This is a genomic window from Gilliamella sp. B2923 (assembly GCF_026536565.1).
GTDB lineage: Bacteria > Pseudomonadota > Gammaproteobacteria > Enterobacterales > Orbaceae > Gilliamella.
In genome coordinates this window covers 17381-31576 of the sequence record NZ_JAFNNZ010000010.1, presented here as the reverse complement: position 1 = coordinate 31576, position 14196 = coordinate 17381, and the positions used below count along the sequence as shown (strand labels likewise).

Sequence of the window (14196 nt, the reverse complement as noted above, 5' to 3'; positions counted from 1 at the left end):
AGTTACAATTGTCATATAACGATTTATTTGGGAATTAACAATGGAACTAAACGAATTACTTACAGATAATTGGTTCAACTTATTTATCATTTTTGTACTTTCGCTAATCGCTTTTATTTTTAGTAAACGCCGTACGATCAACTACTTTGATAACCTTATTAAGTACACAGATATTTTAGAAAAAGCCCCTCAACCCAAATATCAAAAAGATTACTTAAATAATATTAAAAGGAAACTACTTTGGGAAAAAGTCTGTTTTTTTGATGTGGGTAACATTAATAAAGAGCGTATTGCTATCTCGCTAGTCAATGCTGATATCAATAATATTATTGAACTTACTCAGCTCAATTTGCTAACCCAATACTTTAGCATTAAAAACAACAAAATTAATCCCATTAATCCATTGTTGATAAAAGAGATAATCCTAATTCTAGTTGCATCATTCTTTGGTGTTTTTGTGATCATCTCTAACCTTTTTACTATTTTTGGTTCACATAAGATTGTTAATGTCATTATTGCTATTTTAGCTATCTTTATCATCATGATTATATTAGCACAGTTTGCATCCGGACCTTTCAAACGACTTAATATCTATCGATTGATTCTTAAAGATCGTTCTTTTTTAACACGTGCCAATAACGTGTTATCCGAAATGCTTCCAAAATCAAATCAAACTGTCACAATAAATTTAGATAAGTTAAAAGTGAAAGGCGAAGAAAACAAAGAAAAAGACAATAAACAAGAACAAGACACAAAACAAGAGCACGAACAAGAACAAGAACAAGACAATCAATAAATTTATTATTTTTTGCAAAATAAGATTAATACAAAAACTAGTTAAATAAACAAGGATAACGGAGTTAAAGATAAGCTACTTTGTTATCCTTTTTTAATATGGGGATCAGTTACCAATTTTCAATCTTGAGTTTTTTAACTGCCCAATCAGTGACAAAAGTGAAATATTGAGTTGATGCATAAACTGTTGATAAGAGAACTCTTTTTTGCTGATCTCATCAAGTTGCATCTCCCAATGGGCAGTCATATCCGGCATAGACATCATCTCTGGCAATGACAAAATAAGATTGCGACCAACGGGTGTTGATCGAATTGTTTTACCTTGTCTGGTTAAAAATTGCCTTTTAAATAGCAGTTCAATTATTCCCGCTCTGGTCGCTTCGGTGCCTAAGCCGTCTGTTTCACGTAATATTTTCTTTATTTCGGGATCTTTAACAAAGCGCGCAATCCCTGTCATTGCAGAAAGTAAGGTAGCATCGGTAAATGGTTTTGGTGGTTGGGTTTCTTTGCTTAACAGTTCGGTATCAACACACTGCACTGACTCGCCTTTTTTTACCAGTTTAGTTAACACTCCGCTCGATTCATTATTTGGATTATCATTGTCGTTTTGATAGTTTTTGCTACGAAACAAGACTTTCCAACCTTCATCAAGCATTTGGTTAGTTTTGGAGATAAATTTTCCACCGACAATATCAACATCAATTTGTAATTCAGCATATTTATAAGCCGGATAAAACTGTGCCAGATATTGGGTGGCGATAACTTGATAAACCGCCTTTTCATTTTCAGTGAGGTTTTCCATTCTTGCTTTGCGCAAGGTAGGGATAATTGCATGGTGCGCCTCAACTTTTTTATCATTCCATGTTTTAGTACGTAAGGTAAAATCAGCATTATCAATAGCCGTTTTTAGCTCAGGACAATTGTTTTCAATCGCAGATTTTACCCCATTAATTTGATCAATATGTTCTTGCGGTAAAAACCGGCAATCCGATCTGGGATAGGTGATTAATTTATGTTTTTCATATAACGCTTGGCAAATATCGAGCACATCTTGTGCACTTAAGCCATTTTTTTTCGCCATTTCGATCTGTAAGGCAGAAAGGTTAAATGGCAAAGGTGGTGCAAGCTCTTTCTTTTTGTTACTCACTTTTTCAACAGTGCCTGTTTGATTGATAATTCTTTGACAGACATTTTCTGCTAATGCTTTAACCAGAACTCGCCCTTCTTCATCTTGATAAGGTGCACAAGCTTCGCTAGGTTGCCATTTTGCCTTGAACTTTTCATTATGCTCAGTTTCTAAAACAGCATAAACTTCATAAAATGGTTTTGGGACAAATTGTTCAATATCGATATCACGCCGAACAACTAAACCCAAAATAGGAGTTTGAACACGTCCAATTGATAATACGCCTCGATACCCACTTTTTTGCCCTACAATTGTACAAACACGGCTCATATTTATACCATAAAGCCAATCGGCTCTCGCTCTCGCTAAAGCCGAAGTGGACAGTGGAATAAACTCTTGATTACTTCGTAACTGTTGTAATGATTTTTCAACCGCACTAGCATTTAAATCACTGATAAGACAGCGCTGGATTGATTTACGTTTCGTATCGGGTAGCTTACAGTAATTTAGTACCTCATCCACCAGTAGTTGCCCTTCTCTATCCGGGTCACCCGCGTGAACAATCTGATCAGCTGATTTGATCAGATCAACTAAAATATTAAACTGTTTTGCAGTGTTGCTTTTTGGCATTAATATCCATTTTTCAGGGACAATTGGTAGATCATTAACTTGCCACTTTTTATAACGTTGGTCATAAACCTCTGGCGTCGCTTGTTCAAGTAAATGCCCAATACACCAACTGACAATATCACCATTGCCGGCTTTGATAAAGCCATTCCCTTTTTGATGAGGTTTTGGCAATACATCCGCAATAGCCCTTGCCAGACTAGGTTTTTCAGCAATAAAAAGACGATAGGATTGATTTGATTGCATAATTATTAGTATAAATCATTAATGTTAGACAGTTTAAGCACGTTAGGATTTAGCAAAGCTATCACCTTATTTGTTCTATAAAAAACCGGATAATACCTATCCCGGCAAGCTGATATTTGACCTAGCAGACCAAATAATGCGCTGAGTGAAACCAATTAAAGCAAGTTTATATCGTATTTGAAACTTTATGGCGTTAATTTTATGGTCGATACAACGGTTATAGGCGAAATAAAATAATGCACCAGTAGCAATAATATTATCCTTCAAAATAGTCAATCCTTTCCCAATATTGCAAATTCTGCCTAAGACGGTGAATTGTTACATAACTCTTTCGCCTATTCAAGCCCGATAATTTGTTGATAATCATTTTTAATCATTGATTTAATCGATGACATCAGGCTTTTTTGAGTTTCTATTTTGGGCTTTAAATAAAAATAATCAGTCACTGTCTAAAAGAGTGAGTATGTCGATATTCATTTAAACAATGTTACTGTTTTTTAAGGCTTCCTTGCCAATTAGTTTGAATTAAAAATTAATGCCTATTGGTGAATAAAATTTTATAAAGGGATTTTTCAAAACTTCATAAAATTACAATCTAATTTGGTTAAAGAAAAATAACAATGATTACCACCATTTTTTAAATTTGAGCCAAATCGCCGATACAATACTAATGATTAACAGGAGCAATATTAGTCCTATAAATGACCATTGGTGTTCACTAAATGGAATACCGGCCAAATTTACCCCAAGCAGGCTTGTGATAAAAGTTATCGGTGTAAAAATAATGGTAAAGAGCGACATTAAATAGATGCGTTTATTAGTCGATTCAGCCAAAAAGCTATTAATTTGTTCCATAATAGATGCTAAACGCAATAAACAGCTGTCGATATCTGAGACATAGTGGCTTTGTTGATTAGAGATATCATGCAACCGTTGCCGATCATTATCGTCGATCCAAGATATTCGTTCGGTTGAGATTTTAACGAAAATGTCTCGCTGGGGCGATAACAATCTTCGTAATACAATTAACTGTTTTCGCACCCGACCAATTTCTTTATGCGAAAAGATACGCTGATTTAATACTAAATCCTCAAGTTTAATAATTTTATTATGGACACTGTCGAATGATAAATTTACTTGATCACTAATTAGTTCTGAAATCTGTATTAACCAGTCTGCAACATCAACCGGTCCGATACCTTTTTCTAAATTATCTTTTAATTGGAAAATAGCTTCGATTTGCTGATGTCTGGTTGATATGATTAAGTTATCAGTAATAAAGAAGCGAAAAGTTACGATAGGATCAGGTAATTCGTTCGGGGTAAAATTCACCCCTTTTAACACCACCAAAATACCCGAATCAAAGCGTATTTCTTTTGGGATTTGATTCGGTTTGATTAATTCGTTTTTGACAATATTTGGAATTAAATTTGTGCTGTTTATCCATTTAATGGTTTGTGGTTTAGCAAAATCTAAATGGATCCAGCAAGGCTGTTGGGTCGTTGCTTTACTGTTCGCGGTTAACGCTAAAGCTTTACCTTTTCCATCTAATTGACAACAAAAAACAGGCTCCGCTGCTAGCAATTTTGAAACTAAAACTGAACTTTCATCGTTATCGTTAGTCATCATTAGCCCCATTTTTTAAGTTTTTATTATTATATACTGATTTTGAACGAAAATGGAGCTAGCAATCAATGCCAATAATTTTTGATCTCATTAGGGGTTTAAATACACTTGTGGTACAGCAGAATTATTCGGATGTGAAAAAATCCCTAATTCTACCCCATACCAATGATTAATATTTTTCTCTGTTAGCACTTCTGCCGGTGTGCCTTGTTCTACAATTTTACCTTGATTGAGCAATATAATTTTATCGGCATACAAAGCCGCTAAATTAAGATCATGTAAAATACAACATACTGCTAATTTTTGTTCCTTAGCAAGCCGTTTTAATAAGCGCAATGTGTGTTGTTGATGATATAAATCCAGTGCTGAAGTCGGCTCATCTAAAAAGAGAATTTTTTCGCTAGGTTCGGGTTGCCACAACTGTACTAATACTCTTGCTAGCTGTACCCGTTGTTGTTCTCCGCCGGATAAACCGCGATAATCCCGATCGGCTAATGATATGCAATCGGTTTGGCGCATGGCATCTTCAATTGCTTCATTAAAATTGGCTTTTCCGTATGGCGCTCGGCCCATTGCAATCACCTCCCTTACTTTAAATGGAAAGGTTAATTGGCTTTGTTGAAGCATGACAGTTCTTATTTTTGCTAACGCTTTGGTTGACCATTGTGATAATGGTTTATTTTGTAAATAGCATTGACCAGATGAAGGCTTTTGATATCCGGTTAACAGACGTAATAACGTTGATTTTCCTGCGCCATTAGGGCCAATTATAATGACAATTTCACCTGCCTTGATATCTAAAGACACATCATTAATTATCATTCGTTCGCCATAACCAAATGTTAGGTTTTTAGCGCATAATATATCATAGTTCATCGGTTATTTATGCCTCAAGATAAGCCAAAGGAAATAAGGACCACCAATTAAACTGGTAAATAATCCAACCGGTATCTCAATTGGGGCAACCAGTGTTCTTGCTAACGTATCGGCAAGTAATAATAAACAGGCACCGCCCAAGGCTGAACCGGGCAGTAACCATTGATGATTTGCGCCAATTCGCAAACGGATCATGTGTGGCACAACTAATCCAACAAAGGCAATAATGCCACTTACTGCAACCGCCGTACCAATTAGTACTGCGCATAGCAATAGTAAATAACGTTTTATACGCTGGACATTAATTCCTAAATAGTGAGCATCTTCATCACCCAGCTGCAATATATTGAGTTGATGAGATAGCTTAAAAATACAGATTAGCGCAGGAACAATTAATGACATGGCAACTAATACCAAATCCCAAGAACCTTTACCTAAATGCCCCATTGACCATAATGAAAGTTGTCGCAATTGAGATTCGTCACTGATATAACTCAAGCATCCCATTACAGCGCCAATAATGGCATTAATGGCAACGCCTAATAACACCATTTTGGCTAAGTTACATTGCTCTTGTAGGCTATAAAGATAAATTAAAAGACAAATAAATAGGCTACCTAAAAATGCGGCAACCATTTTGCCATATAGCATCATGATCGGTGGAAAAATTGTCGGAAACAGTATTGATAATCCAACCATTAAGCTGGCACCACTACTAATACCTAACAAACCTGAATCAGCCAATGGGTTTCTAAATAACCCTTGCATGACCGCACCAGACGTTGCTAATGCCATGCCGACAATTACTGCTAAAATAATTCTTGGTAGCCGAATATTACACCAAATATTCCATAATGGATCATCAAATGACAGACTAGCCAATTGAAACACAGGTAACTTTAATGCACCTGAATTTGCAGAATAAATAATTAAAATCAAAAGTATGGCAGATAAACCCCATAACATTGATCGATGACTAGAATTGCGCACAGATGAACTCCATTTGTAATATTTCAGGCTTTTTATAAATACTAAGAACTAACTGTTAAAGTGGGATCTACAACACTATAAGCGCAATTATCAAGTTGTTGATTAGCAATTTTATCAATAATTATTCTTGCTAGCTCTTTACGGTATACAAATCCATGAACTTCTTGTTGAAAATAACATTGCCCTTGCCCTGTTATTTCACCGTCACGGAGTCCACCTGGTCTTAAAATTAAGAAATTAAGCGCACTGGTTTGTAACCAAACTTCAGCTAGTGATTTTTCCCGAACGGCATTACCAAATGCTTGTTTTGCACGTGAAGATAAGGTTGACCATGAATCGCCACAACCAAGCGAAGTGACTAAAACCATCTGTTTTATGCCTGCTTGTTGAGCGCAATCAATAATGACTCGCTGAGCAATATAATTACCGGTTTCACCCCCTAAGGTTGAGACAATTGTAGAATCGGTACCTGCTTTTTGACAAAGGTCGCTAACCAGTTCAACATCGGTTGCATCACCAACATAAGTTTCGATTCCTTGTTGAGACAATTGTTCTGCAAAAGCCGCATCTCTCACTAACGCAATACAACGCCATTTGTCATAGCGTTGTTTAACTAATTGAGAAACTTGATAACCTGTTCCATGCTTTGGGCTAACGCCAAATATTAGTAATGTTTTCATGTGATTTTTAATAATTAGTTAATGTTTTTAGCTAAAGCTCTGAATTTTTCTAATTGGTCAGCTTTCAATTGATGTTTTTCATCTCGACCAACAAAAATTTTAAACATTGCTTGTCCATAATGATTAAGGAAAATCATTGATGCGGTAGACATTTTCATAAAGCTGCGTTCAATAAAAGCAATATGCTGACAATGTTCGGCTTTAATATGGCCACTTAATCCTTTTTGGTGACGTAAATTGAAATATTTTTGACTGTGTGTTCCCGGTGGTAATTCGCCGGAGATTTCAGCAATAATATCGCCATTATGGATTAAAAATAGCACATCGCCCCATGTGGCAACCTCAGCCCAAATTGTATCAAAGTGGCTACCATCAACAATTTTAGCATCTGGTAGAGCTTGAATTACTTGTGCTAACGGAACTTGAAAATCTTGTGCAATTTTTTCTAATAACTCTTCAGGATTTGATTGCATATAAGTTGCAAGATTATCTAAATGCGTTTTTTTATCGACCATTGTAATATCCTTTAATTGTGTGATGTTGTTTCGATGTTCTGTTTATGCGAATGAAACTTAGGCATACCCTGCCCCGCTTGCATTGATTGTTTGGCCTGCGCCATTTTTTGTTGCAATTCGATATGTTCCGGATTATTCAGTTGTAATAACAATTGCTGTAAAGCCTGTAACAGGTTACTTGACCAAAAACGACCGGATAACGTTAGCCGTAAGCAGTGATCTTCATTTTGTAACAGACCATTTTGATGCCACTGTTTGATTAATGGATCGAATAATTCCACTTTATCGGTTAACTGGGTTAAATCAACCCGACCTTTTTCAATTCCTGCTTGTAATTGATATAACCATGAGCCGATTAAGGGTTTACCGGTTAACATCATCAGCGGCTTTTTACCTTGATCGAGCTGTGCATAATACTGGTTTAAATCACGCTGAATCATAAATGATTGTCCTGCTAATTTTCCACCTGCACATGATCCAAAAGCAAAAAAATGTGAGCCTTGTTTTATCAGAAAATTATATAAATTTCTTTCGCGACTGGTTTTAGCCCAATGGGCATTGGTTAAATGTGTCCATCCCTGTTTAGCCAGATAATTAGCGCCTTGCAAATAAAAATCACATTTATCCGTAATAGAAGGCAACACGATTCGGTTATTTTCTACCCCTTTAGCCAGTGGTGTGGTAGGTAAAAGGTTTAGAGAGTAAAGATCAACGCCGTCAAGTGGTAGACTATCTGCAATCTCTAAATCACGTTGCCAGCTCTCTGTTGTTTGATTTGGTAAACCAAACATTAAATCACAGACTAAGGCCACGCTATCACGTGAAGCAATGCGTTTAAACCCTTCAATAATTTGTTGTTCAGACGATTGGCGACCTAATCTTTGTCTTATTTCAGTATTAAATGTTTGAATGCCAATTGAGAATCGATTGGCACCAGCCTCAATATAACTATCAATTCGTTCATCATCAAAATCTGAAATCCGCCCTTCAACCGTTATCTCACAATCGGGGGCTAATGGCGCATTCTGTTTTAAATAACCAATCACCCGCGCTAGTTGCCCGGCAGCTAATGCAGATGGTGTACCACCACCAAAATAAACAGCATGGATCGGAGCTGATTGTATTGCGGGATTATTAATTTCAAGTGCAATTTCTTTTAATAAATAATCGACATATGTTTCAGTATTGAATTTACGCAATGGGTTTTGATAAAAACCACAAAATTGGCAATGGATATCACAAAAAGGGATATGTATATAAATCAGACGTTTTCGGCCTGCAAGATTGGATTTTTGAAGGTTATTCCATGTATTTTCTATCTCATGAGGTGGTACTGGTAAACTTGCTTGAAGAGGCATTACAGCCCAACGATTTTTAAACGGTAAAACAGAATTTGAAGCGTAATACGCACTTACATCTAATGATTTCATAACAGCCATTCTTATAAATAATCTTTGCAAATTAAATAATAATTATTATCATTTATCAATATTTTTTATTAGTGAATTTCATAATATATTGATAATTAATTTATTATTTTTTGTAAGAAAAGCAAATCTGTTAACTTTTTAATGACTTTTTTGAAAAATAATTAACATTAGGATATCATTATAATTGTGTTGATAATAGTTATCATTTTCACTATATTATGGATTCTATCTGAAGTCATAACTACATGGAAAACAAGTAATGAAGAATAAAATAATGGCAAAAATTAGTCTATTTTTGTTAATTTTAAGCTTCAACAGTTTAATCAACCATAGCTTTGCTAATGAAAGAATTGTTGTTGCAGGAGGATCCCTCACAGAGATAGTATTTGCTTTAGGTGCGGGAGATCAAGTTGTTGGGGTGGATAAAACCAGTAGCTACCCCGAAAAAGCGAAGCAACTTCCGCAAATCGGATATTGGAAATTATTGAATATTGAAGGTATCTTGTCATTAAATCCTACCCTTTTTATTACTTTAGAGGATGCCGAGCCTGATAACATTATCAGCCAAGTAAGCCAAGCTAAGGTTGATGTTTTGCCATTGAAGCGAGTTCCGGGCACTATTGAGTTGTTATATGAAAATATTGAAAAAATTTCGGCAAAGCTCAATAAACAAACCGAAGGACAACAATTAACCAATAAGATAAAAACCAACTTAGCACAAATCCAAGGCAAAATTACAACTCATCCTCAAAAAGCCAAAGTACTGTTCCTAATGAGCATGGGAGGCACCAATTCTGTCGCAGGTAAAAATACAACAGCAGATGCGTTAATTGAAATTGCGGGTGGTGAAAATCTGGCAAAACATAATAGCTTTAAAAGTTATACCGCTGAATCATTAATTGCTATGAATCCCGAAGTTATTTTGTTAAACAGTCATTCAATTAGCCAGTTAGGTGGACTTGATAAAGTTAACACCATTCCCGGTATTACCGAAACATCGGCTTTTAAAAATCATCGCATAGTGACGATAGATGATAGCTATTTATTCGGTATCGGCCCCCGTATTGATGAGGTGACCAAAATACTTTATGCAAGTTTTTACTCTGAAAATAAATAACCACAATCGGATTTTAAAAAATAATTATATCAATTAGTTAAAGAAGCAATTGAAGTACATTATTCGTATTTATCATTTTTGAAAGGAATAAAATGTTTGACTTAATTAATCTAAAGAAAACCGGCACGCTAGCAATAGGGTTAACCTTAGCGTTACCTACCGTCGCCGCTCAAACTCAAGATGAAGAAAACAATATTGATACCATTACAGTAACGGCTCATGAAGCCACCAAAACAGCTGGTACTAATACAGAAATTTCGGAATCAGATATTAGACGTGATGGCGGTACGAACTTTGGTAGTATCATGCGTTATCAACCGCTTATTTCAGCGCCGGGCAATATTTCCGGTTCCGGCAGTGGTAAAAGCAGTTGGGATCGTGGTGGATTTACCGGTTACAATATTCGTGGTTTAGATGCTAATCGTGTATCGATTGATATTGACGGAATGCCATTACCGATTGCTCAAGGGCGTGTTAATTCTGTTGGTAGAGCGGGATTTGGTTCATACGGTATTGGACGTGATTACATTGATACTTATATGTATAACAAGGTTGATATTCAATCTGGCGCAACATCTGTCAGTAATGCAAATAATGCCTTAGGTGGCTCTGTTTCATTCCAAACTAAAACAGCCAGTTATTATTTGTATCCGGGCAAAACCAGCTATTTTGGATTTCAAAATAATTACGACAGCGCCGATAGAAGCTATCATCAAGGTATAACTATCGCCGGAGGTGATGAGTACCTTAATGGAATTCTTGTATTAAGCCGTCGTGACGGACAGCAAGGCCGCAATTACGGAGATTCGATCAATAGCTATCCTGAAAATTGGCACTCAAATTCAATTTTAGCGGGAATTGGATGGCAAATGACGGACGAGCATTTGGTCAACGCAACGATTGATTTCAACAGTAAAACCAAAAACTCTCATTATGATACTTGGGATCGGTATGGTAAAAAAATTGAATCGTATGATCATCAGCGTAGTAAAAATAATCGCTTTAACTTAGCGATTAAAGATCAATGGAAACCAACCAACATTAGTTGGATTGATAGTTTAACCACTCAGATAAATTATCAACGCACAAATGTATTTGATGATACCTATTTGCGCCATAGTTCTAAAGGTAACTTCAATACTCAAACAAATTACAATACAAAATCTTATAACTTTATCACAACACTATTAAAAAGTTTTGATAATCAAAAAATTACTGCTGGTTTAAATGCTAAGTGGAGTGAAGATGAATCGCCATTTTATACTTCTGCAAAATCACAAAATGGTCGAATTTTCCCTGACGGAGATTATACCAAACCGCAAGCAGATAGCCGTAGCTATCAAATAGGTGGATTCTTTGAGGATCGCATTAGTTTTAATATTAACGATAGCAACAATTTTTATATCGTTCCGGGAGTAAGAGCTATCTATCAAAACACCAAACCACGTAATCTTGAAAATATGGCGGTATCGAATATCAATTCGAGCCAATTAGGTAAACAGTACAATAGTAATAGTGACTTTAAAATCCTACCGTCTCTGGCGTTTATGTACGATCTTAATCCTAATTTAACCGCCTATTTACAATATAAACGTGGCGCACAAATGCCAAACCAAAACCAGTTATACGGTTCATATTTGGCGCATAGTCAAATGTATGTTTTGGTTGGTGATTCAAATCTTAAAACTGAAACCAGCGATAATTTTGAATTGGGTCTGAAAGGTCAGCCTGTATCTGGTATGACGCTATCTTCAGCGGTATTTTATAATAAATACAAGAATTTTATTGCGTATTCTCGTTATAAGAAAAATTTTGTTGGAACAGGCAACCGTATAGTTTACCAATCGGAAAACCGGGATAAAGCCTATATTTACGGGGCAGAATTAAGCAGTGAATTTAATTTTGGCTCATGGTTTGAATCTGTCAATGGCTTAAGCGCTAGATTCGCCATTGGTTATAACCAAGGTAAATCTAAATCAAGCTATTTAGGCGATAAATATGTTGAAATGGATACCATCGCACCATTAAAAAGTACTATTGGTTTAGCATGGGATGATCCAAACAAACTCTACGGAGTTGCTGTGACGGCGACTTTCCAAAAAGGGAAGAAAACAGAATCGACAACACGTGAAACACATAGTAATGACGGAACACCAATTAAAGACTCAACGGACGAATACTTTAGAATCGCCGGACATGGTACCGTTGATTTAACTGGTTATGTCAATATTACTAAAAATGTAAAACTAAGTGGCGGTATTTATAACTTAACTGACCAGAAATACTGGGATTATTTAAGCAATAATAAACTATATCGCTCATCAGATCACAAATACCTAGATATGTTTACCGCTCCGGGTAGAACATTCCAATTAGGTTTAGATATCGATTTTTAATTTAATAGAAAGTTAACATTTACTGATCATAACCCGCTTTAGCGGGTTATTTATTTTCAAAAACCGATCTAAAAGTTTTGTATATTTGATGTAAGATTAATTCTAAAAATAAAATTTAACCTAATCCCCTTCGATAATTTTTTATAAAAACTTTTATTTCAGCCAATTCAAAATGCTTTATTTTAAAGAATATCATTATAAAATATAGAGTTATTAAAATTAAATCCTTTCATTATGTATTTAATAAAATATTACATGTAATATTTACATGTAATATTTTTGTGTTAATATTACTGACATTAAATTCTAATTAAATCCAAAATAAATTTTATGAAAAAAACAAAAGAGATCAAAAACTCAGCCTTTTATCAAAAACAATATCGACAACGATTACGTGAACAAGGTTTAGTAAAAAAAGAAGTTTGGATTTTACCGGAAAATACCTCAAAGCTAGTTGAAATTGAAAAACAGTTTCGCAAACCTTTGATATCAAGTAACGTAATTTATAATCATCAACAGGAAAACAATGAAATGAAAAAAAATGAAGTTTGGTTAATTACAGATCTTTATGAACAATTAAATAATTCTGAATTAGTTAAACAAGGTTATGCAAGTATTGAAATTATCGATGGTGTAGATGCATGTTTGTTTATCATTATGCATGAATATGGCGATTTACCGTTGTATTTAAGTGTTTCAAATCAACAAATTATTGTTGAAGCTCTGCTTTGGCCTGTTGATATGATTAAAGATTTAACCCAATTTAACGAAGAAGTCTTATGTTCACGTAAATTATTTCCTTTATCAACCATAGCGATAGAAAAAAGTGGCGACGGTTCAATAAATTATATAATGTATGGTGCTTTAAGTGCTTCATCAATACTTAACAATATTATTTATGAATTAGAAACTTTATCTGATAATGTGATTAAAGCCACTGAAGCTTTTGAAAATTACATCAATGATTAACCAATTGAATTATGCTAGAAAAAAGGAGATTAAAAATGGCTATCTTCAAAAAACTTGTTACGGCACTCCGTGGTGGTATCAATGAGGTTGGAGAATCAATTATTGATACTCAAGCTTTACGTATCTTGGATCAAGAAATTCGTGACGCAGATATGGAGTTAAAACAAGCTAAAGAGTCATTAGCAAATATACTTGCTCAACAAAAATTAGCTGATAAAGAAGTAAAACTTACCGCAGAAAAAATCGCTGAGTATGAAAGCTACGCGATAAAAGCGTTAGAAGCAAATAATGAAGAGTTGGCGTTAGAAGTCGCGGAAAAGTTAGCTCAGCTTGAAACGGAGCATGATAACTATTTAAAACAAGCTAAGTGTTTCACTGAAAGTTGTAAAAATTTACGCCAAACCATTTCCCAAACAGAAATTAATATTCGTAATTTAAAACAACAGGTAGATATTGTTAAAGCAACAGAAAGTGTACAAAAAGCTCAATCAGCTGTTGCACAACGTTACGGTGGTTCAACAACCAAATTGCAAACAGCTTTAGATTCATTAGATCGAATCAAGAAACGTCAGGAACAAACGGCGGCAGTATTGGATGCGAAAAATGAACTAGCTAAAAGTGACAGTGCTAATTCGCTTGATAGTAAGCTCGAAGAAGCCGGCATAAAATCAAGTAATAAAAATGCCATTGCCATTTTAGCTCGATTGAAAGAAAAACAAGCTTCCTAGAATTTTATATTATGTAACTATTTTGTTTCTGGTATAAACTAATAAACATTATAACTATTTATCTAACTAAAAATA

At 35.0% G+C, this 14196-nt stretch carries 11 protein-coding genes and 1 pseudogene; 5 read left to right on the top strand and 7 right to left on the bottom strand.

Translation table 11 applies throughout. The features are described 5' to 3' along the window. Positions 1 to 40: 40 nt before the first annotated feature. Positions 41 to 796: a hypothetical protein gene (locus J3U42_RS10275; protein ID WP_267336396.1), complete on the top strand. Its 756-nt coding sequence runs from the start codon at positions 41 to 43 to the stop codon at positions 794 to 796. A 105-nt stretch (positions 797 to 901) separates the two neighbouring features. Here J3U42_RS10275 and J3U42_RS10270 read toward each other — a convergent pair whose 3' ends face one another. The 7 genes and pseudogenes from J3U42_RS10270 to hutW all read right to left on the bottom strand — a co-directional run. Beyond that, complete coding sequence (locus J3U42_RS10270; RefSeq protein WP_267336395.1) at positions 902 to 2794, bottom strand: DNA topoisomerase III; 1893 nt, start codon at positions 2792 to 2794, stop codon at positions 902 to 904. 624 nt (positions 2795 to 3418) lie between these two features. Then, positions 3419 to 4420 (bottom strand): zinc transporter ZntB, encoded by a 1002-nt coding sequence (zntB, locus tag J3U42_RS10265; RefSeq protein ID WP_267328530.1) that lies wholly within the window; start codon positions 4418 to 4420, stop codon positions 3419 to 3421. A gap of 90 nt (positions 4421 to 4510) precedes the next feature. Beyond that, complete coding sequence (locus J3U42_RS10260) at positions 4511 to 5296, bottom strand: heme ABC transporter ATP-binding protein (RefSeq protein WP_220219445.1); 786 nt, start codon at positions 5294 to 5296, stop codon at positions 4511 to 4513. Positions 5297 to 5299: 3 nt separating this feature from the next. After that, on the bottom strand, positions 5300 to 6262 hold the full coding sequence (locus J3U42_RS10255; protein ID WP_220219631.1) for a FecCD family ABC transporter permease: 963 nt from the start codon (positions 6260 to 6262) through the stop codon (positions 5300 to 5302). Between the two features lie 65 nt (positions 6263 to 6327). Beyond that, on the bottom strand, positions 6328 to 6966 hold the full coding sequence (locus J3U42_RS10250; protein ID WP_267336394.1) for an NAD(P)H-binding protein: 639 nt from the start codon (positions 6964 to 6966) through the stop codon (positions 6328 to 6330). Between the two features lie 14 nt (positions 6967 to 6980). Next, complete coding sequence (hutX, locus tag J3U42_RS10245; protein ID WP_220219443.1) at positions 6981 to 7481, bottom strand: heme utilization cystosolic carrier protein HutX; 501 nt, start codon at positions 7479 to 7481, stop codon at positions 6981 to 6983. 125 nt (positions 7482 to 7606) lie between these two features. Then, positions 7607 to 8911: pseudogene (gene hutW / locus J3U42_RS10240) on the bottom strand (heme anaerobic degradation radical SAM methyltransferase ChuW/HutW); the annotation flags it as partial. Between the two features lie 259 nt (positions 8912 to 9170). On the opposite strand from hutW, the gene J3U42_RS10235 reads away from it, so the two are divergent. The 4 genes from J3U42_RS10235 to J3U42_RS10220 all read left to right on the top strand — a co-directional run bounded on the left by J3U42_RS10235 (position 9171) and on the right by J3U42_RS10220 (position 14121). Then, positions 9171 to 10028 carry a heme/hemin ABC transporter substrate-binding protein gene (locus tag J3U42_RS10235; RefSeq protein WP_267336392.1) on the top strand — a complete coding sequence of 286 codons (858 nt, stop codon included), beginning with the start codon at positions 9171 to 9173 and terminating at the stop codon, positions 10026 to 10028. A gap of 92 nt (positions 10029 to 10120) precedes the next feature. Continuing rightward, positions 10121 to 12424 (top strand): TonB-dependent receptor domain-containing protein, encoded by a 2304-nt coding sequence (locus tag J3U42_RS10230; protein WP_220219440.1) that lies wholly within the window; start codon positions 10121 to 10123, stop codon positions 12422 to 12424. Between the two features lie 330 nt (positions 12425 to 12754). Next, positions 12755 to 13393, top strand: coding sequence for a YjfI family protein (locus tag J3U42_RS10225; RefSeq protein ID WP_220219439.1), 639 nt, complete (start codon positions 12755 to 12757; stop codon positions 13391 to 13393). 35 nt (positions 13394 to 13428) lie between these two features. After that, the gene (locus J3U42_RS10220) at positions 13429 to 14121 is read left to right on the top strand and encodes a PspA/IM30 family protein (protein WP_267336391.1); all 693 of its coding nucleotides are present in this window, start codon (positions 13429 to 13431) and stop codon (positions 14119 to 14121) included. Positions 14122 to 14196: the final 75 nt, after the last annotated feature.